Annotated in this window: 18 protein-coding genes; 12 read left to right on the top strand and 6 right to left on the bottom strand. The window is 64.6% G+C overall.

The features are described from left to right. Position 1 precedes the first annotated feature (1 nt). Positions 2-787: an SDR family NAD(P)-dependent oxidoreductase gene (locus AC0L3S_RS33765; RefSeq protein ID WP_473284060.1), complete on the bottom strand. Its 786-nt coding sequence runs from the start codon at positions 785-787 to the stop codon at positions 2-4. 249 nt (positions 788-1036) lie between these two features. Between AC0L3S_RS33765 and AC0L3S_RS33760 the strand changes: the two genes are divergently transcribed. From AC0L3S_RS33760 to AC0L3S_RS33750, 3 genes are read left to right on the top strand one after another with little or no spacing between them, the layout of a single operon-like run. After that, positions 1037-2101: an acyl-CoA dehydrogenase family protein gene (locus AC0L3S_RS33760; RefSeq protein WP_473284058.1), complete on the top strand. Its 1065-nt coding sequence runs from the start codon at positions 1037-1039 to the stop codon at positions 2099-2101. Between the two features lie 17 nt (positions 2102-2118). Continuing rightward, entirely contained in the window at positions 2119-3279 is a 1161-nt protein-coding gene (locus AC0L3S_RS33755) for an acyl-CoA dehydrogenase family protein (protein WP_473284056.1), read from the top strand. Between the two features lie 15 nt (positions 3280-3294). Continuing rightward, positions 3295-4113 carry an enoyl-CoA hydratase/isomerase family protein gene (locus AC0L3S_RS33750; protein ID WP_473284054.1) on the top strand — a complete coding sequence of 273 codons (819 nt, stop codon included), beginning with the start codon at positions 3295-3297 and terminating at the stop codon, positions 4111-4113. A 207-nt stretch (positions 4114-4320) separates the two neighbouring features. Here AC0L3S_RS33750 and AC0L3S_RS33745 read toward each other — a convergent pair whose 3' ends face one another. From AC0L3S_RS33745 to AC0L3S_RS33730, 4 genes are all read right to left on the bottom strand, one after another. Continuing rightward, positions 4321-6435, bottom strand: a complete 2115-nt coding sequence (locus AC0L3S_RS33745) for an acetate--CoA ligase family protein (RefSeq protein ID WP_473284052.1) — start codon at positions 6433-6435, stop codon at positions 4321-4323. 187 nt (positions 6436-6622) lie between these two features. Beyond that, positions 6623-7372, bottom strand: coding sequence for a VOC family protein (locus AC0L3S_RS33740; protein ID WP_473284050.1), 750 nt, complete (start codon positions 7370-7372; stop codon positions 6623-6625). A gap of 2 nt (positions 7373-7374) precedes the next feature. Then, positions 7375-8166, bottom strand: a complete 792-nt coding sequence (locus tag AC0L3S_RS33735; RefSeq protein ID WP_473266007.1) for an enoyl-CoA hydratase — start codon at positions 8164-8166, stop codon at positions 7375-7377. 122 nt (positions 8167-8288) lie between these two features. Further along, positions 8289-9494: an ABC transporter substrate-binding protein gene (locus AC0L3S_RS33730; protein ID WP_473266005.1), complete on the bottom strand. Its 1206-nt coding sequence runs from the start codon at positions 9492-9494 to the stop codon at positions 8289-8291. Between the two features lie 207 nt (positions 9495-9701). Between AC0L3S_RS33730 and AC0L3S_RS33725 the strand changes: the two genes are divergently transcribed. Beyond that, on the top strand, positions 9702-10547 hold the full coding sequence (locus AC0L3S_RS33725; protein ID WP_473284048.1) for a thermonuclease family protein: 846 nt from the start codon (positions 9702-9704) through the stop codon (positions 10545-10547). Between the two features lie 131 nt (positions 10548-10678). After that, the gene (locus AC0L3S_RS33720; protein WP_473284076.1) at positions 10679-12070 is read left to right on the top strand and encodes a M48 family metalloprotease; all 1392 of its coding nucleotides are present in this window, start codon (positions 10679-10681) and stop codon (positions 12068-12070) included. 174 nt (positions 12071-12244) lie between these two features. Here AC0L3S_RS33720 and AC0L3S_RS33715 read toward each other — a convergent pair whose 3' ends face one another. Then, a complete protein-coding gene (locus AC0L3S_RS33715) occupies positions 12245-13570 on the bottom strand; it encodes an MFS transporter (protein WP_473266003.1) in 1326 nt (441 codons plus the stop codon). Between the two features lie 182 nt (positions 13571-13752). Between AC0L3S_RS33715 and cyoA the strand changes: the two genes are divergently transcribed. Genes cyoA through AC0L3S_RS33680 form a run of 7 tightly spaced genes read left to right on the top strand, consistent with a single transcriptional unit; the run spans position 13753 to position 20660 of the window. Further along, the gene (gene cyoA, locus AC0L3S_RS33710) at positions 13753-14913 is read left to right on the top strand and encodes a ubiquinol oxidase subunit II (RefSeq protein WP_473284046.1); all 1161 of its coding nucleotides are present in this window, start codon (positions 13753-13755) and stop codon (positions 14911-14913) included. Between the two features lie 11 nt (positions 14914-14924). After that, on the top strand, positions 14925-16922 hold the full coding sequence (gene cyoB, locus AC0L3S_RS33705) for a cytochrome o ubiquinol oxidase subunit I (RefSeq protein WP_473265998.1): 1998 nt from the start codon (positions 14925-14927) through the stop codon (positions 16920-16922). After that, a complete protein-coding gene (cyoC, locus tag AC0L3S_RS33700; RefSeq protein ID WP_007599270.1) occupies positions 16923-17552 on the top strand; it encodes a cytochrome o ubiquinol oxidase subunit III in 630 nt (209 codons plus the stop codon). Then, positions 17549-17929, top strand: coding sequence for a cytochrome o ubiquinol oxidase subunit IV (cyoD, locus tag AC0L3S_RS33695; RefSeq protein WP_473284044.1), 381 nt, complete (start codon positions 17549-17551; stop codon positions 17927-17929). The genes cyoC and cyoD overlap by 4 nt, the downstream gene beginning before the upstream one ends. Next, complete coding sequence (locus AC0L3S_RS33690; RefSeq protein WP_473265993.1) at positions 17926-18786, top strand: SURF1 family protein; 861 nt, start codon at positions 17926-17928, stop codon at positions 18784-18786. The genes cyoD and AC0L3S_RS33690 overlap by 4 nt, the downstream gene beginning before the upstream one ends. Further along, positions 18758-20137 (top strand): ATP-binding protein, encoded by a 1380-nt coding sequence (locus AC0L3S_RS33685; RefSeq protein WP_473284042.1) that lies wholly within the window; start codon positions 18758-18760, stop codon positions 20135-20137. The genes AC0L3S_RS33690 and AC0L3S_RS33685 overlap by 29 nt, the downstream gene beginning before the upstream one ends. Continuing rightward, the gene (locus tag AC0L3S_RS33680) at positions 20127-20660 is read left to right on the top strand and encodes a response regulator transcription factor (protein WP_473265989.1); all 534 of its coding nucleotides are present in this window, start codon (positions 20127-20129) and stop codon (positions 20658-20660) included. The genes AC0L3S_RS33685 and AC0L3S_RS33680 overlap by 11 nt, the downstream gene beginning before the upstream one ends. Positions 20661-20683: the final 23 nt, after the last annotated feature.

Genomic DNA, 20683 nt, shown 5'->3' with positions numbered 1-20683 from the left:
CTCACGTCACCAAATGCATCCCCGCATCCATGCGCACGACCTCGCCGGTCATGTTGCTGGAGGCCGGCATCGCCAGGAAGCAGACAAGCTGCGCGATGTCTTCCGCTGATGATGCGACCTTCAGCGGCACCTTGGCCACGACGCTGTCGCGCACCTGCTTGGCGCCCGCCTCGCCACGGCCCTTGGTGAACCAGGGTGTGTCGATATAGCCCGGGCATACCGTGTTGACGCGGATCAGCGGCGCCAGCGCCCGCGACAGCGACAGCGTCATGGTGTTGAGCGCGCCCTTGCTTGCCGCATACGCAATCGACGATCCGACGCCGCTGATGCCGGCCACCGAGGAGATGTTGACCACGGCGGACGGTCGCCCCGAGGCCTTGGCGCCGGCCTCGAGCAGGCTGCGCGCTGCGCGCACCATCTGGAACGGGCCGATGGTGTTGACGCCGTACAGGCGCTGGAAATCTTCCGCCGACAATCCATCGAGATCGGCATGGGCGACATGCTTGGTGGTGCCGGCATTGTTGACGAGCATGTCGAGCCGGCCCCAGCCGCTGGCCGCGGCGACGATCTTGCGGCAATCGTCATCCTTCGAGACGTCGCCCTGCGCGACCAGAACTTCCGGTGAGCCCGCCTTGCGGCAAAGCTCCGCGGTCGCCTCGGCTTCCCCCTGGCTCGAGGAATAGTTGATGACGAGCCGCGCCCCGCTCCGTGCGAGAATTTCCGCGGTCGCGGCACCCAGGCCGGAGGCGGACCCCGTCACGATCGCGCACAAACTGTCCTTTGCCATCCGGATTTCCTTCCCCTTGATTGAATGTCGACGTTCTGTTTAGCGAGTTTGCCGCGCCCTGCAAATCGAGCAAACTTCCGCTAAGCGGAATTAGCCTTCTATAGTCCCTTGCGTCCATGCCCGCGCTGCAGGTTGACCTGCGATCAGCGCTTGTCAGGGCCATGGCTTTTTCGGATCATCGGGCGCAAGAAGAACCTGCGCGTTCGCCCACGGGGCGGGAAGCGCCAATGGCAAAACACGGGGAACGCTGTGGCGGAGAGTGACAATATCGTCGTCGAGACCGCGGAGAAAATCTTCGCCGATCTCGCCGATCCGCAGACCGTCAACAATGACAAAAAGGATTCATGGCAGGCGCCGCTGTGGCAGGCGCTGAGCGAAGCCGGCCTCCCGTTGGCCTGGGTGCCGGACGATCTCGGCGGCTCCGGCGCGAGCCTTGCCGACGGCTTTGCGCTGCTGAACGCCGCCGGCCGTTTCGCGGTCGCGGTTCCCCTGGCCGAGACCATGGTGGCAGGCTGGCTGCTGGCGCAGGCGAAGATCGCATCCCCCGAGGGAGAGATGACGGTGCTGCCGGCGTCGCCGAAGGATCGTATCACCCTCGATGCCGATGGTGCGCTCTCTGGCCGCGCCCGCGGCGTGCCCTTTGCAAAGGCGGCAAAGCACTTCGCAGTGCTGGCCCACGGCAAGGACGGCGCCTCAATCGCGCTGGTCGACGCGAGCAAGGGTCGGATCGAGACCGGACTCAATGTCGGCTACGACCACAGCGACACCGTCACGCTCGACAAGGTCCAGCCCGTCACCATCAAGCCCGCCCCGAGCGGCTTTGACCAGACCACAATGATGCTGATGGGCGGCGTCGCGCGCAGCCTTCAGATCGCGGGCGCGCTGGAATCGATGCTCGACATCTCCGTGCACTATTCCAACGAGCGCGTCGCCTTCGAGAAGAAGATCTCCAAATTCCAGGCGGTGCAGCACAACCTCGCGCGCCTCGCCGGCGAGTCGGCTGCTGCGCTTGCCGCGGCGACCTCGGCCGCGGACGCCATCGCCAATGCAAAGTCGTTCGACGACGCGGTCTATCTCGAAGCCGCCTCGGCAAAAATCCGCTGCGCGGAAGCCGCGGAAAAGGGCGGCGCCATTGCGCATCAGGTCCATGGCGCGATCGGCTTCACACTGGAGCACATCCTGCACCGCTATTCGCTGCGGGCATTGGCCTGGCGCGACGATTTCGGTTCAGAAAGCCACTGGGCCGTCGAGCTCGGCAAACTCATTGCCAACCGCGGCGCCGACGAATTGTGGCCGCTCGTGGCTTCGCGCTGATCAGGGACGAGACAACAATGACTGCTGCCCTCCGTTTCGATCCGATCCGCCTGCCCGAAAAATGCGAGCAATTGCGCAAGGAAGTGCGCGCGTTCCTCGCAGAAGAGATCGCCGCCGGCACCTTCGATCCGCACAAGCCCAACCGCGAACACACCGACGCGCCGGAATTTTCCCGCCGGGTCGGCGCCAAGGGTTGGCTCGGGATGACATGGCCGAAGAAATATGGCGGCCAGGAACGCTCGTTCCTCGAACGTTACGTGGTGACGGAGGAGATGCGCGTCGCCAACGCGCCGACGCGGCGGTTCTTCGTCGCCGACCGCCAGAGCGGGCCGGTGCTGATCAAATACGCGCCTGAGCACATCAAGATGGACATCCTGCCGCGCATCTGCCGCGGCGAGATCTGCTTCGCGATTGGCATGAGCGAGCCGAACTCCGGCTCGGACCTGTTCGCCGCGAAGACGCGCGCGACCAAGACCGACGGCGGCTATCTCATCAACGGCACCAAGATCTGGACCTCGTCGGCGCACATCGCCGACTACATGATCGCGATCTTCCGGACCTCGCAGCCGACCAAGGAAAACCGGCGTCACGGCCTGACCCAGTTCCTGGTCAAGATGAAGCAGCCGGGCATCCAGGTGAACCCGATCGGCCAGATCACCGGCCAGTACGAGTTCAACGAGGTCGTCTTCACCGATTTCTACGTGCCCGACGATCATGTGCTCGGCGAAGTCGACGGCGCCTGGAAGCAGGCGACCAGCGAGCTCGCTTATGAGCGTTCGGGCCCCGAGCGCTTCCTGGAGACCTATTACGTGCTGACCGAGCTGGTTCGCGCCGTTGGTCCCAATCCGGACACGCGCAGCGCCGAAGGGATCGGCCGGCTGGTGGCGCAGCTCCACACCATGCGTCGCATGTCGGTCTCGGTCGCGGGCATGCTGCAGGCCGGCAAGGAGCCGGTCGTCGAAGCCTCTATCGTAAAGGACATCGGCACGGTGTGGGAGCAGCAGCTTCCGCACCGCGTGCGCGATCTCGCCGCCTTCGTCGAGGAGACCGCGACCAACCGCGAGACGCTGGAGCGGCAGCTCGATTTCGCCATCAAAACCGCGCCGAAACTCACCATCCAGGGCGGCACCACTGAGGTGCTGCGCGGCATCATCGCCCGCGGGCTTGGTTTGCGCTAATTATTCGAGGACATCATGAGCACTTACAAAGATATCGGCGTCGAGAAAGTTGGTCACGTCGGCACCATCGAAATCCGCCGCCCGCCGCTCAACTTCTTCGACATTTCGCTGATCAACCAGATCGCGGACGCGCTCGACGAGTTCGATCGCGACATCGAGATTCGCGCCTCGGTGCTGTCGGCGCAGGGCAAGGCGTTTTGCGCCGGCGCCAATTTCCAGGACCCGGCACGGCAGGCGCAAGAGGTGCGCGAAGCAGATAAGACGGCCAAGGGCGATCCGGCCGACAGCCTCGGGGCAATCAACCACCTCTACATCCAGGCCGTGCGCATCTTCCGCGCCAAGAAGCCGATCGTCGCGGCCGTGCAGGGCGCCGCCATCGGTGGCGGATTGGGCCTCGCGGTATCGGCGGACTTCCGGGTCACCTGCCCCGAAGCGCGCTTCTCCGCGAACTTTACCAAGCTCGGCTTCCATCCCGGTTTCGGCCTGACCGTGACGCTGCCCGAGCTGATCGGCAAGAACAACGCCGAGCTGATGTTCTACACCAGCCGCCGCGTCACCGGCGAAGAGGCCTTCAAATGGGGCCTCGCCAACGAACTGGTACCGCAGGACCAGGTCAAGGCGGCCGCACTGAAGCTCGCCGGTGAAATCGCCGAATGCTCCCCGCTCGGCCTCGTCTCCACCCGCGCGACGATGCGCGCTGGGCTCGCCGACCGCGTGATGGCGGCCACCAATCACGAGCTCGAGGAGCAGACCAGGCTGCGCGCGACGGAAGACTTCAAGGAAGGCGTGAAGGCCACGGAAGAACGGCGCGTGGCGAATTTCAGGGGGCGGTAGCCACCGCTCTACGCGTCGCTTCGCCGCCGCCTTGCCACATGCTCCATCGTCGTCCTGGCGAAAGCCAGGACCCATTACCCCAGGGAGAAGTTGTGGCGCGAAGCTGGTAACCACGAGTCTTCGCCAAACAACTCCCTGTGGTAATGGGTCCTGGATCAGCGCTCGCTCCGCTCGCTTGTCCAGGACGACAGCGGCGTTTGTGGTGAGCTATCTCCTCCCCACCACCAGCGCATCCACGATGGTCACGCCCTGGCCTTCGGCCTGCACCAGCACCGGGTTGAGCTCGATCTCCGCGATCTCCGCCGCATGCTGTGACGCAAGCACCGAGATATCCGCGATCAACTGCGACACCGCCGCAACATCCGCCATCGCCGCCCCTCGAAATCCTGTCAACAACGGCGCGGCTTTCAAGCGCGCCAGCATCGCGCCGGCTTCGTCCGCGCTGACCGGCGCCGGGCGGTAGACGACGTCGCGGAACAGCTCCGTGGTGATGCCGCCGAGTCCCACCATCACCATCGGTCCGAAGGTCTTGTCCGTCATCGTGCCGATGATGATCTCGACCCCCCGCTTCGCCATCGGGCTGACCAGCACGCCCTGAATGGCCGCCCCGGGCCGATGCTTGCGCGCGTTGTTGAGCAGCGCCTCGAACGCCACAAACACTTCGCCCTTTGTGGTGATGTTGACGCGCACGCCGCCCACCTCGCTCTTGTGCGCGATGTCCGGCGACTGGATCTTCAGCACCAGCGGAAAGCCGACGCGGGCGACGGCGTCGTCGAGCTCGCCCTTGTCCTTCACCAGCACCTCGTCCGGCAGCGCGATGCCGGCGGCGCGGAGCAATGCTTTGCTGTCTGTCTCGGACAGAACTGGTGAGGTCAGATGGACGGAGAGATCGCGCGCCGGCGGTCGCGCTTCGTCCGTCGGCTTCGGCAGCTCGAAACGGGCATAATCGACGAGTTGCCGCATCGCGACGCCGACATGGGTGAGGCCCGAGAGCACCACGACTCCGGATTTGGCGAGCTCGCGCCGCGCGAAATCGGACGGCACCGTGTAGGAATAGAACACCACCGGCTTGCGCTGCGCGGCCAGCACCGGCGTCAACTCGGCTTCCTTGAACGGCTTGCGGGCTTCGCTCGACAGCGACAGCACGACCAGGATCGTGTCGATCTCGTCGGATGCGGTGAGGACATCGACGCTCTTCTGCAAGCCGCCCGAGGTCACGCCCTGGGCGGTGACGTCGATCGGGTTGCGCGCCGCGCCGTAGGACGGCATCAGCGCCTTGATCTCCGCCTGGATTTTCTCGGAGAGCTCCGGCACCTGCAAGCCTTGCAGCGCCACGGCATCGGCGCCCCAGATGCCGGCGCCGCCGGAGACGGTGACCACGGCGACACGATCGCCTTTCGGCAACGGATTGCTCGCAAGCACCGCTGCGATCGTCAGTGCCTCGTCGAGATCGTTGGAGACGATGAAGCCATACTTGGCGAACACCGCGTCGTAGGCCGCCGACCATCCGGCCATGCTCGCGGTGTGCGAGGCGGCCGCCCGCATCCCGGCGCCGGAGCGGCCGACTTTCGTCACGATGACGGGCTTCTTCAGCTCGGCGGCTCCCCGCGCTGCCGCGAGAAACTTGTCGACGTCGCGGATGCCTTCGATGAACAGCAGGATCACGTCGGTGGAAGCGTCCTGCACCAGGTAATCCAGGAACTCGCCGGCCCCGAGATCTGATTCGTTGCCGGCACTGACGACATAGCTCACGGCAATGCCAAGCGCGCTGGCGCGGTGATAATAGGCAAAGCCGATGCCGCCGCTCTGGGCGACGATGCCGATCCGCCTCGTCGTGGCGACCAGCGGCACCACGCCCGGCTTGACGTCCACGGCGGGACTGAACGTCGCCGCCACGCGCTGCATCTGGCTGAAAAAACCCTCGGCGTTCGGACCGGAAATCCGCATGCCGGTGCGCCTCGCCAGCGCCGCGATCGCGTCCTGCATCGCCGCGCTCTCCCCACCCTCCTCGGCAAAGCCGGACGAGATGATGACGGCGTTCTTCACGCCGGCGGCGGCGCATTGCTCGAGCGCGGCAAGCACTGCGCGGGCGGGGATGAGGATGATTGCGAGATCGATCGGCGCGCCGATGTCGGTGATCGATTTGTAGCAGATGAGGCCATCGATCTCGGCGTAGTTCGGGTTCACCGGATAGATTTTTCCGGAATATTCGTTCTTGCGCAGCATCGACAGCAGCCGGCCCGGAATCTTCTCGTGATCGCGCGAGGCGCCGATCAGCGCGATGCTGGCCGGTGCAAAGAAGCTGTCGAGCGGATGCGGCACGAAGTGATACCTTTTCTTGTTCTTGGCCCACCGCGCTCTCCCACCCCCTCATCCTGAGGTGCGAGCGATGGGCCGCTGAGCGCCCCATCGGGAGCCTCGAAGGATGAACGGCCCCGCTGGTGGCCGTCGCCCTTCGAGGCTCGCCGAAGAGGCCAGCACCTCAGGGTGACGGATCACTATCAGACAATCAACTCAGGCGGAACGTCACTCCGCCCAGCAAAAATTCGTTGCCTGCAACGGCCTGTCCCTTCGCCCTGGCGGCATGCAGCACGCGCGCCGCATCCGCAACCTGAAACTCCAGTGCGCTCATGATTTCGCTGGCGCCTTTGACAAACCGGAAAGTCGCATTGGGCAGCTTCAATTCGGCATCGCCACTCGGCGCAATGCCGATGAGCTTGCCCCAATGCTCGGCCAGCCCTTGCGGATCCGGGCTCTGCATCTCCACGCTCGTCAACGCCTGTGTCACGTCCTTGCGGATGAATTTTTGCCAGTCGGGGCCGGCCGGTGGATACGGCCCCAAAATGTCGTCGCTGCCTTCGGTGTGGTTGAACTCGATGAAGGCGGCGCGGCAGTCGCGGGGATGGAGCTGCACGCCGTGATAGGGCGCGTGGTCGATGACGTTGGCGGTGCGCACACCAAGAGCATTGGCGTTACGACCGCGCTCGTCGGGATCGTTGCAGCAGAAGATCGCCATGTAGCCGCCGCGCCCGCCGCCCTTCTCGATGAAGCGACCGGCCGTGGTGCCGTCCTTGAACGGCGCGACCACCTCCAGCAGGATCGTGTCGACCGGCAGCAGCGCGTTCTCCAGGCCGTATTTCGCGACGTTGCCGTCGTTGTAGCAGACAGCGAGGCCCATGATATCAGCGATGTCAGTGATCACGGGCGCGAGCTGCGGCGCGACCAGGCAGATCTGCCGCAACCGCATATAGGGCGCCATCGTCATGCGCCCTTGAAGGCCGGCTTGCGCTTCTCGACGAACGCCTTTGCCGCCTCCTTGTGATCCTCGGTGTCGCTGCAGCGGGTGTGGTGGATCGCCTCGCCGTCGAAGCAATCTTCCAGCGCAAGATGCTCGGCATTGTTGATGTTGCGCTTGATGAAGCCGAGCGCGATCGACGGGCCCTGCGCCAGCGACAGCGCGAGTTCGTGCGCGGCCGCGTCGATCTCGGCGTCGGGGACGACCTTCGTCACCATGCCGATCGCATGAGCTTCCTTTGCGGAAAGCACCGGCGAGGTCAGATAGAGCTCGCGCGCCCGCGCGCTGCCGAGCAGCTGGGTGAGAAAATAGGTGCCGCCGTAATCGCCGGAGAAGCCGACCTTGGCGAAGGCGGTCGTGATCTTGCAGGATTCGGAGGCGACGCGAAGGTCGCATGACAGCGCCATCGACAGACCCGCGCCGGCGGCAGCGCCGTCGAGCTGCGCCACAACGGGTTTTGGCATCTGGTGCAGGATGCGCGACACTTCCATGCCGCGGCGCAGGTTCGCCATCTTCACCTCGAACGGCAGCAGCGCCCGGCCCTCGGCCATCGACTTGACGTCGCCGCCGACGCAGAAGCTGCCACCCGCGCCCTTGAACAAGACCGCGCGCACCTCCGGATCATCAGCCGCGCGCCGCGCCGCCACGACCAGCCCGGCGACCATGTCCGGGTTGAGCGCGTTCTTACGCTCGGGCCGGTTCATCGTGATGGTGAGCAGCCCGCCTTCGAGCTTCTGCAGGACCATGTCGTTACTCATGGGGAGTCTCCCTTGTTGTTTTGTATCTCCGTCGTTCCGGGGCTCGCGAAGCGCGAACCCGGAACCTCGAGATCCCGGGTTCGCTTCGCGCCCCGGGATGACGGCGCGACTTCGTCACGCCGTCATTTCTTCACCAGCGGACAGCGCGACTGCTCCAGCGACTGGAACGCTTCGCTGCCGGGCACGGTGGCGAGCAGCTTGTAGTCATCCCAGCGGCCCTTGGATTCCGACGGCTTCTTGACCTCGAACAGGTACATGTCGTGCAACATGCGGCCGTCCTCGCGGATCTTGCCGTTCTTGGCGAAGAAGTCGTTGATCGGCGTCTCCTTCATCACTTTCATCACCGTCGCGGCGTCGGTCGTGCCGGCCGCCTTCACCGCTTTCAGGTAGTGCGTCACGGACGAATAGACGCCCGCCTGCGCCGAGGTCGGCGGCCGCTTCATGCGCTCCTGGAAGCGCTTCGAGAACGCGCGGGTGTCGTCGTTGAGATCCCAGTAGAAAGCTTCCGCAAGCAACAGGCCCTGCGCGGTCTCGAGCCCGATGGAGTCGATGTCGGTCACGAAGGCGAGCAGCGGCGAGACCTTCTGGCCGCCCTTGGTGATGCCGAACTCGGCCGCTTGCTTGATGGCGTTGACGGTGTCGCCGCCGGCATTCGCGAGCCCGATCACCTTTGCTTTCGAGGCTTGGGCCTGGAGCAGGAACGACGAGAAATCCGACGTGTTGAGTGGATGTCGCACGCTGCCGAGCACCTTGCCGCCGGTCTTGGTCACGACCGCGCTGGTGTCCTTCTCCAGATCCTGGCCGAAGGCGTAGTCGGCGGTGAGAAAGAACCAGGTGTCGAGGCCCGACTTCACGGCCGCAAGGCCGGTCACATTGGCCTGGCCGTAGGTGTCGAACACGTAGTGAATGGTGTAGGGACCGCAGGCCTCGTTGGTGAGGCGGATCGAGCCCGGGCCGTTGAACATGATGATCTTGTTGCGCGCTTTCGCGATCTCGCCAGCGGCGAGCGCGGTCGCGGAGGCCGCGACGTCGTAGATCATCTCGACGCCCTGATTGTCGAGCATGTCGCGGGCGATGTTGGCAGAGAGATCGGCCTTGTTCTGATGGTCGGCAGCCAGCACTTGAATCTTGCGGCCGAGTACCTCGCCGCCAAAGTCCTCCACGGCCATCTTGGCCGCGGTTTCGCTGCCGGGGCCGGTGATGTCGGCATACAGGCTCGACATGTCGAGGATGCCGCCGATCTTCAGAGGCGGCTTGTCCTGGGCCTGCACGGCGCTTGCACTCAGCGCCAACGCAGCAGCAAAAATGCCGGACAAAACATGCTTCATGGAAAAGACCTCCCTTATCGCGCCGTACTCTGATGGCGGCTTGGTTATTGCTCTTGGTTAAAGCTGTTGCCGCAATCATGCCGCATGCACAAGAGCGCAGCAAGCGAAGCTGCGCCACGAGGACGGGATTAGCGCGCATGTTTTCCGCAAAGCGGAATGGCGAAGTGTGGACAGCTGCTTCCACGTCGTTGCTTCGCTGCGCTAGCAATGACGGAGTGTGAGGAAGGCTCTTCGCGCCACGCCACGCTTGAGTTAAGACTGGCATGCAACGCAACCTCACCGGGCAACGTGACGCAACGGCTTCGCCTGATCGCAATCCTTCTCGTCGCGGCTCAGAGCGCATTCGCGAGCCCGTGCCAATTCGAGTCCCAAGGCGAAGGCCGCGTCGCCGCGATTGATGCGCGCAGTCTGCGGCTCGATGACGGCCGGGAAATCCGCCTGACCGGCATCGAGCCGACCGCGACGACGAAGCAGGCACTGACCGCGATGCTCGTCGGACGCGACGTGATCCTGCGGAGCGCCGACGACACGCCCGATCGCTATGGTCGCCAGGGCGCGCTGGTCTTTGTTGGTGAGAGCGACATCTCCGTGCAGGCGCTTCTCCTCGCCCAGGGCGACGCCATCGTCTCCGCCGAGATCGCCGATAAGGACTGCGCGGCCGCCCTGATGGCGTCGGAGGCCGAGGCGAGGCGCCAAAAAAAGGGCAGCTGGGCTGACCCGTCGGCCATAAAAAACGCGGAAAGTCCGGACGATATTTTGGCGGGGATCGGGCGTTTTGTGGTGGTCGAAGGCAAAGTCCTGTCGGTCCGGCAAGCTGGGGCAATGACCTACCTCAACTTCGGACGAAACTGGACACGCGGCTTCGCCGTGACTATTTCAAAGCGCATGGTACCCGCGTTCGAAGGCGCCGGGATCGCTCTTAAGTCTCTGGAAAATAAGCGTATTCGTGTTCGGGGCTGGGCTGAGGGGAATACGGGGCCGCGTATCGATGTACGCCTCGTGGGACAAATCGAGTTGCTGGGCGCAAACGAGCCGACAGGGGTAAGGCCCTAAAAGGGGCCAGGCACGGGTTAAGCGACGTGAATGGGGTGCTAGGACGGCACGGACAAGGTGAACGCCGCCTGCGGGCAGCGCCGGCTGCGCTATGCCTCGTGCTGGGGTCAACCCTTGCCGGCTGCGGCGATATGGGCCGCTTCCAGACCGCGACGGCCCCGCCGACCGTCGCGATGCCCAAGCCGAAGCCGGCCGTCGCGCAGACCCCCGCCACCGAGAAGGAGCACGAGCGCATCCTGGCGAGCTATGGCGGCACCTATGACGACCCCAGGCTCGAATCGCTCGTCACCAAGACCGTCGACCGGCTCGTCGCGGCGTCCGACCGCCCCGACCAGGGTTACAGGGTCACCATCCTCAATTCCGGCGCGGTGAACGCCTTCGCGCTGCCGAACGGCCAGCTCTACGTCACGCGCGGTCTGCTTGCGCTGGCGAGCGACACGTCGGAATTGTCCTCCGTGCTCAGCCACGAGATGGCGCATGTGCTGTCCAAGCACGCGGCGATGCGTGAGGACCAGGCCCGTCAGGCCGCGATCGTCACCCGCGTCGTCACCGACATGAGCAACGATCCCGATCTCACCGCGCTCGCGCTCGCCAAGACCAAGCTGACCATGGCGAGCTTTTCGCGCAATCAGGAGTTCGAGGCCGACGGCGTCGGCGTCGGCATTTCCGCCAAGGCCCATTTCGACCCTTATGGTGCCGCACGCTTTCTCTCGGCGATGGAGCGCAATGCCGAGCTGAAGGTCGGAAAGACCTCGCTCGATCCGCGCGCGCAGGATTTCACCTCGTCGCATCCGGCAACGCCCGAGCGCGTGCAGAACGCGCAGACCATCGCGCGGCAATATGCAGCGCCAGAGGGCGGCGAGCGCGACCGCGAGACTTATCTCGCCGCGATCGACAACCTCGTCTACGGCGAAGACCCCAGCGAAGGTTTTGTCCGCGGCCGGCGCTTCCTGCATCCGAAGCTCGGCTTCACCTTCCAGGCGCCGGACAATTTTACGCTCGACAATACCGCGCAGGCCGTGATCGGCGTGCGCGACGGCGGCTCGCAGGCGATGCGTTTCGACGTCGTGCGGGTGCCGGCCGAACAGTCGCTCGGCGATTACCTGAATTCCGGCTGGATGGAGGGCGTCGAGAAGGCGTCCATCGAGGACATCACCATCAACGGTTTTCCGGCTGCGTCCGCCACTGCCAAGGGCGACCAGTGGCAGTTCAAGGTCTACGCCCTGCGCTTCGGCAGCGACGTCTACCGCTTCATCTTCGCGGCACGGCAGAAGTCGACTGAGAGCGAGCGCAATGCGCGCGAGACCGTCGGTTCATTCCGTCGCCTGACGCTCGACGAGATCCAGGCCGCGCGGCCGCTGCGCATCAAGGTCATCACCGTGCAGCCGGGCGACACCGTGGAATCGCTCTCCCACCGCATGGCCGGCGTCGATCACCCGGCCGAGCGTTTTCGCGTGCTCAACGGGCTCGATCGCAACGCGCAGGTGAAGGTAAGAGATCGCGTGAAGGTCGTGGCGGATTGAGGCTGCGATAGCTCGGCAAATTCCGCCGTCGTCCCGGACAAGCGTAAGCGCAGATCCGGGACCCATAACCATAGATTACCGGAATGGGCACGCTGGTTGCTTCAGCATGGCTGCAACAATAATCCGTCGGGGCAATGGGTCGTGGCTTTCGCCAGGACGACATTGGGGTGAGCCCTAACCGCCCGCGTCCATATCGCCGGCCTCGCGCTGGCCGCTGAGCCAGAGCGCGAGCAAGGTCCAGAACGCGCCTGACAGCAGGTACGCACCCGAGGCAATGACGCCGAGATTGGTTGCAAGCAACAAAGCGACCAGCGGTGCAAAGCCGGCGCCGAACAGCCAGGCCATGTCGGAGGTCAGCGCCGAGGCCGTGTAGCGATAGGCCTGCTTGAAGTTCGAGGCGATCGCGCCCGACGACTGGCCGAACGACAGACCGAGCAGGATGAAGCCGATCACCATGTAGATGGTCTCGCCGAACGCGCCGGCATCGAGCAGCTGCGGGGCGAAGCCGCTGTAGATCGCGATCGCGATCGCCGATCCCATCAGCAGCGACTTGCGGCCGACGCGGTCGGCGATGACGCCGGAGAGCACGATCGCGCCGAGGCCGAACACGGCGGCGACGATCTCGATGATCAGGAAGCGCACCGGGCTTTCGCGGGTGAACAGGAATACCCAGGACAGCGGAAACACCGTGACCATGTGGAACAGCGCGAAGCTTGCCAGCGGCGCGAACGCACCGAGCATGATGTTCTGGCCTTCGCGCGCCACCGTCTCGGAGATGCGCGAGGGCTGCAATTCGCGGGTCTCGAACAGCGAGGCATATTCTTCCGTCGTCACCATGCGCAGGCGCGCGAACAGCGCCACGACGTTGATGGCAAAGGCGACGAAGAACGGATAGCGCCAGCCCCAATCGAAGAAGTCGTCGGCCGAAAGATTCCCGGCGAAATAGGCGAACAGCCCGCTCGCCACGATCAGACCGAGCGGCGCGCCAAGCTGCGGCACCATCGCATACCAGCCGCGCTTCGAAGGCGGCGCGTTCAGCGCCAGCAGCGAGGCCATGCCGTCCCAGGCGCCGCCCCAGGCCAGACCCTGCGCGATGCGCGCCAGCGCCAGCAGCCAGATCGCCGCAACGCCGATCTCGTGATAGCCGGGCAGGAACGCGATCGCGACCGTGGCGGTGCCGAGCAGGAACAGCGCCGAGATCAGTTTGGCCGTCTTGCCGTATTCGCGGTCGACCGTCATGAAAATGACGGTGCCGATCGGCCGGGCCATGAAGGCCAGCGCGAAGATCATGAAGGAATAGAGGGTGCCGGTCAGTTCGCTCGTGAACGGAAACACCAGGCGCGGGAAGACGATCACCGAGGCGATCGCGAAGACGAAGAAGTCGAAGAATTCCGAGGTGCGGCCGATGATGACACCGATAGCGATCTCGCCGGGACTGGCCTGGTCGTGGCCGTGCTCGCCCGAGTGGTCTGCCATTGCGGGGGTCTGTGCCATCGCCATTCGTGCGCCCTTAACGTCCTGAAAACCAAAGCCGACCGCCCGGCAAGGCGCCAGGCAATCTAACCATGTCTGGCGCAACATCCCGCACTGCAACATTGGACAAATTGTCCAATGTCCGGATTGCTGCGCCGCAGCTACCCCTTGGTCCCGCAAAAGAAACTCATTCTCATAAGGCTCGGCCCGTGTCCCGTTTCAAGATCCTGGCGCTGCTACCCTTGGCGGTTGCGCTCAGCGGCTGCAACTACGTCGTGCTGGCGCCGGCCGGCGACATCGCAGCGCAACAGCGCGACCTCGTCATCATCTCCACCGTCCTGATGCTCCTGATTGTCGTCCCCGTGATGGCGCTGACGGTGCTGTTCGCCTGGCGCTACCGCCAGTCCAACACCGACGCCCGTTACGAGCCGGAATGGGACCACTCGACCAGCCTCGAGCTGGTGATCTGGTCGGCGCCGCTCTTGATCATCGTTTGTCTGGGCGCGCTGACCTGGATGGGCACGCATCTGCTCGACCCCTATCGCACGCTCGGCCGCATCCATGCCGACCGCGCCGTGGACCAGTCCAAGGCCCCGCTCGAGGTCGACGTCGTCGCACTCGACTGGAAATGGCTCTTTATCTATCCGGACTACGGCATCGCCACCGTCAACGATCTGGCGGCTCCGGTCGATCGCCCCATCAACTTCCGCATCACCGCGTCCTCGGTGATGAACTCGTTCTACATCCCCGCGCTGGCCGGCCAGATCTACGCGATGCCGGGCATGGAGACCAAGCTCCACGCTGTCGTGAACCACGCCGGCACCTACCGGGGCTTTTCGGCGAACTACAGCGGCGCCGGCTTCTCCGGCATGCACTTCAACTTCCAGGGCCTCGACGACAAGGGCTTTGACGCCTGGATCGCCAGCGCCAAGTCCGGCGGCGGCTCGCTCGGCCGCGCCGAATATCTCCAGCTCGAAAAACCCAGCCAGAACGAGCCGGTGCGGCGCTACGGCACTATCGATTCCGATCTCTACCGCCTGATCCTCAACATGTGCGTCGAGACCGGCAAGATGTGCCAGAGCGAGATGATGGCGATCGACGCCAAGGGCGGCCTCGGCCATGAGGGCCTGAACAACACCCTCCCGCTGGCCTACGACAAGTACGCCCGCCGCGGCACGGCGCTTGGCCCGGAGCCGAGCTTCGTCGCCGGCACCTGCACGCCCGATGCGCCGCAGGGCAGGACCACCGCCTCCATCACGGCACCTCTCGACACCGCGCCGCTGCTCGGCGCCGGCCTGAAGCGGCCGACGTTCACGCCGCTGAAGTCCTCGTCCTTCTTCCTCGGACAACGTCCGAAGTCAGACTCGTAAAGAGATCCCGCATGTCTCCTGATCTTCTCAAGCTCATCTTCGGCCGGCTCACCTTCGAATCGCTGCCGCTGCACGAGCCGATCGTCGTCGGCACCTTTGCCGTGGTGGCGACCGGCGGCCTCGTCATGCTCGCCGGCCTGACCTATTTCCGCGTCTGGGGTTATCTCTGGAGCGAGTGGTTCACTAGCGTCGACCACAAGCGCATCGGCATCATGTACATGATCCTCGGCATCGTGATGCTGCTGCGCGGCTTCGCCGACGCGCTGATGATGCGGTTGCAGCAGGCGCTCGCCTTCGGCGGCTCGGAGGGCTATCTCAACTCGCATCACTACGACCAGGTCTTCACCGCCCACGGCGTGATCATGATCTTCTTCGTGGCGATGCCGCTGGTCACCGGCCTGATGAACTTCGTCGTGCCGCTCCAGATTGGTGCGCGCGACGTGTCGTTCCCGTTCCTGAACAATTTCAGCTTCTGGATGACGGTCGGCGGCGCGGTGCTGGTGATGGCCTCGCTGTTCATCGGCGAATTCGCCCGCACCGGCTGGCTGGCTTATCCGCCGCTGTCCAACATCGGCTACAGTCCGGACGTCGGCGTCGACTATTACATATGGGGCCTGCAGGTCGCGGGCGTCGGAACGACGCTGTCCGGCATCAACCTGATCTGCACCATCGTCAAGCTGCGGTGTCCCGGCATGACCATGATGCGGATGCCGGTGTTCACCTGGACCGCGCTCTGCACCAACGTGCTGATCGTCGCTTCCTTCCCGGTTCTGACCGTCGTGCTCGCGCTGCTCTCGCTCGACCGTTACGTCGGCACCAACTTCTTCACGAACGATTTCGGCGGCAGCCCGATGATGTACGTGAACCTGATCTGGATCTGGGGTCATCCCGAGGTCTACATCCTGGTTCTCCCCGCCTTCGGCATCTTCTCGGAAGTGACCTCGACCTTCTCGGGCAAGCGGCTGTTCGGCTACACCTCGATGGTCTACGCCACGGTGGTCATCACCATTCTGTCGTACCTGGTCTGGCTGCACCACTTCTTCACGATGGGGTCGGGCGCCAGCGTCAACTCCTTCTTCGGCATCACCACGATGATCATCTCGATCCCGACGGGCGCGAAGATGTTCAACTGGCTGTTCACGATGTATCGCGGCCGCATCCGCTTCGAGCTGCCGATGATGTGGACGATCGCGTTCATGCTGACCTTCGTGCTGGGCGGCATGACCGGCGTGCTGCTCGCGGTGCCGCCGGCCGACTTCGTCCTGCACAACAGCCTGTTTCTGATCGCGCATTTCCACAACGTGATCATCGGCGGCGTCGTGTTCGGCGCGTTCGCCGGTATCGGCTACTGGTTCCCGAAGGCGTTCGGCTTCAAGCTCGACCCGTTCTGGGGCAAGCTGTCGTTCTGGTTCTGGGTCACGGGCTTCTACCTCGCTTTCATGCCGCTCTATGTGCTCGGCCTGATGGGCGTGACCCGCCGCCTCCGCGTGTTCGACGATCCGAGCCTGCAGATCTGGTTCATCGTCGCCGGCATCGGCGCCTTCCTGGTCTTCCTCGGCATCCTCTCGATGCTGATGCAGTTCGCGGTCAGCTTCCTCAGGCGCGAGCAGCTCAAGGACGTCACCGGCGATCCCTGGGATGCGCGCACGCTGGAATGGGCGACCTCCTCGCCGCCGCCGGCCTACAACTTCGCCTTCACCCCCGTCGTCCATGACAATGACGCATGGTGGGACATGAAGAAGCGCGGCTATCAGCGCCCGCTCACCGGGTTCAAGCCGATCCACATGCCCAGCAGCACCGGCACCGGCATCATCCTCGCCGGCCTTGCCACCGCGATGGGCTTCGGCCTGATCTGGTACATCTGGTGGCTCGCAGCCGCGAGCTTCATCGCGATGCTCGCTGTCGGCATCGGTCACACCTTCAACTATCACCGCGATTTCGACATTCCGGCCGAGGACGTCATCCGGGCCGAGGACGCGCGCACCAAACTGCTCGCCGGAGCCAAGTAAATGACTGTCGCTGTCAATCCCACGCAAACCGGCGAGCCGGTGTTCTACCTCGCCGACGAACATCCGCATCCGGAAGGCTACAGCACCTCGCTCGGCTTCTGGATCTATCTGATGAGCGACTGTCTCATCTTCGCGATCCTGTTCGCCACTTTCGGCGTGCTCGGCGGCAACTACGCCGCCGGCCCGGCGCCGAAGGATCTGTTCGAGCTGCCGCTGGTCGCGGTGAACACCTCGATGCTGCTGCTGTCCTCGATCACCTACGGCTTCGCCATGCTGACGATGCAGCAGAACAAGATCGCCCAGACCCAGATCTGGCTGGCGATCACCGGCCTGTTCGGCGCCGCCTTCATCGGCATCGAGCTGTCCGAGTTCGCCCACATGATCCATGAAGGCGCGACGCCGCAGCGCAGCGCCTTCCTGTCCGCCTTCTTCACCCTGGTCGGCACCCACGGCCTGCACGTCAGCTGCGGCCTGATCTGGCTGGTGACCCTGATGGTGCAGGTCTGGAAGTTCGGCCTGATCGAGGCCAACCGCCGCCGCCTGATGTGCCTGTCGATGTTCTGGCACTTCCTGGACGTGGTCTGGATCGGTGTCTTCACCTTCGTCTATCTCCTGGGAGTTCTGCGATGAACACCGATACTCACGCCGCCCACGCGGACGATCATCACCATGGCGACAGCCATGCTCACGGCTCGTTCTCGACCTACATGCTCGGCTTCGTGCTCTCGGTCGTGCTCACCGCGATCCCGTTCTGGCTGGTGATGAGCGGCGCGCTTCCGAGCAAGCAGATCACGGCGCTCGTCATCATGGGCTTCGCGGTGGTGCAGATCGTCGTGCACATGATCTACTTCCTGCACATGAACACGACATCCGAGAACGGCTGGAGCATGATGGCGCTGATCTTCACCATCGTCATGGTGGTGATCGCCCTGTCGGGTTCGCTGTGGGTGATGAACCACCTCAACAGCAACATGATGCCGATCCACCAGATGACCGGGATGAAGTGACCGAGACGAAGGCCGTGACAAGCAAGACAGACGGGGCTCGCGGAAAGGCCGCGCGCCCGCCCTTGTGGCTCGCGGTCCTCTCGCTCGCGGCCATTGCACTTCTGATCGCGCTCGGCGTCTGGCAGATCGAGCGGCGCGCCTGGAAGCTGGCGCTGATCGATCGCGTCGAGCAGCGCGTTCATGCCCCGGTCCAGCCGATCCCCTCGCCGGCGACATGGCCCATCGTCTCCGCCGCAAACGACGAATACAGGCACGTCAGCGTCACCGGCCGTTTCATGCATGATCGCGAGACGCTGGTTCAGGCCGTCACCGAAGAAGGCCCGGGCTATTGGGTGTTGACACCGCTCAGGCGCGACGACGGCACGCTGGTCCTGGTCAACCGCGGCTTCGTGCCGTCCGACCGGCGCGACGTCTCGACGCGCCGGGACGGCAATCCGCAAGGCCAGGTCGAGATCACTGGCCTCTTGCGCGTGACGGAGCCAAAAGGCGGATTCCTCAGGGCCAACGTGCCTGAGCACAATCGCTGGTACTCGCGGGATGTCGCCGCGATTGCGGCGGCACGCGGCCTCGACCATGTCGCGCCCTTCTTCGTCGATGCCGACGCTGGATCACAATCCGGCAGCGGCCCAATCGGCGGATTGACCGTGATCAGCTTTCCCAATAACCACCTGATCTACGCGCTGACGTGGTTTGCCCTGGCTTTCATGCTGGCCGGTAAACTTATCGTCACATTCGGCGGCGGGCTGTTCCGCCGCAGGAAGCCCTGGAGCGGCTTCGTCCACGAAGCGGCCGACGGCTCCAATGCCGGCGCCCGCAGGACGGGATCAGATGCTGGAACGATCGTCGAGCCCACCTGACGACGGAAGAACGCATGGCGCCGTCACGCTGCAATCGCAGGCGGACGCGCGCAGCGAGCTGATCGGCGCTGCCCCGACCGACGACGAGACCAACCGCAAGAACATGGCGCTGCTGATCCAGCTGCGCTGGACCGCAGTGGTCGGCCAGATCGTGACCATCGGCGGCGTGCATGTCTGGCTCGGCATTCCCCTGCCCCTCACCCGCATGGGCGCGGTGATCGGCGCACTGATATTCCTCAACATCTCCAGCCTGGTCTGGGTGCGCCATCGCGCCGCGATCACCAACAACGAGTTGCTGGTCGCCCTGATGCTGGACGTCGCCGCGCTGACCGCGCAGCTTTACCTCAGCGGCGGCGCCACCAATCCCTTCACCTCGCTGTTCCTGCTTCAGGTGACGCTGGGCGCGGTGCTGCTCGATGGCCGCTCGACCTGGTCGCTGGTCGCGCTGACCTGCGCGAGCTTCGTCTGGCTGACCGTCGCCTACCGGCCGCTCGATCTGCCGCCGAACCCGCTGAGCGAGACCTATACGCTCACGGTTGCCGGCATGCTGCTGGGGTTCGTGCTCAACGCCGTGCTGCTGGTGGTGTTCGTCACCCGCATCAACAGGAATTTGCGCGAGCGCGACGCCCATCTGGCGGCGCTGCGCCAGCATGCCGCCGAGCAGGATCATATCGTGCGCATGGGCCTGCTCGCCTCCGGCGCGGCTCACGAGCTCGGCACGCCGCTCGCCTCGCTCTCGGTCATCCTCGGCGACTGGCGCCGCATGCCCGACCTCGCCGCCGATCAGGAGCTGGCCGAGGACCTCGCGGAGATGGAGACTTCGCTGCAACGCTGCAAGTCGATCGTGACGGGCATCTTGGTGTCGGCGGGCGAAGCCCGCGGCGAAGGATCGTCGCCGACAACGGTGGCGGCTTTCCTCACCGCGCTGGTGGAAGAGTGGCGCGACGCGCGCTCGGCGCGCACGCTGTATTTCGTCAACACCTTCGGCGAGGACGTCGCGATCGTCTCGGACGTCGCGCTGAAGCAGGTGATCTTCAACGTGCTCGACAACGCCTACGAGGTCTCGCGCGACTGGGTCGAGCTCGTTGCCGAGCGCGAGGGCGACAATCTCGTGCTGTCGATCAGCGATCGCGGCCCCGGCTTTGCGCCGGAGATGCTGGCACAGCTCGGAAAGCCCTATCAGTCGAGCAAGGGCCGCGCCGGCGGCGGGCTCGGCCTGTTCCTGGTGGTGAACGTGGTGCGTAAGCTTGGCGGCAGCGTCACCGCCGAGAACCACAGGAAGCGCGGCGCCACGGTCCGCCTCACGCTGCCGCTCGCCACGCTCGCGATCGGAGGCAGCTTTGACGCTTGACCGTTCGCTCATCGTCGTCGAGGACGATGCCGGCTTTGCGCGCACCCTGAAGCGTTCGTTCGAGCGCCGCGACTACGAGGTCGTGCTCGCCGCCTCGATCGAGGACGTGCGGAAAGTTCTGGAGGAGCGATCGTTCGGCTATGCCGTCGTCGACCTCAAGCTTGGCGGCGCCTCGGGACTGGCCTGCGTCGAGCTCTTGCACACGCACGATCCGGAGATGTTGATCGTGGTGCTGACGGGCTTTGCCAGCATCTCCACCGCCGTCGAGGCCATCAAGCTCGGCGCATGCCACTATCTCGCCAAGCCGTCGAATACCGACGACATCGAGGCCGCCTTCAACAAGGCCGCAGGCAATGCCGAGGTCGCGCTCGACGCCCGGCCGACATCGATCAAGACGCTGGAATGGGAACGCATCCACCAGACCCTGATCGAGACCGATTTCAACATCTCGGAAGCGGCAAGACGATTGGGAATGCACCGTCGGACGCTGGCGAGGAAGCTCGAGAAGCGGCCGGTGAAGTAGGGAGGAGCGGATCGAAGCCGCTC

Source organism: Bradyrhizobium sp. Ken01, assembly GCF_055807355.1.
The sequence above is the reverse complement of the archived record's forward strand: the minus strand, read 5'-3'. Positions and strand labels throughout refer to the sequence as shown.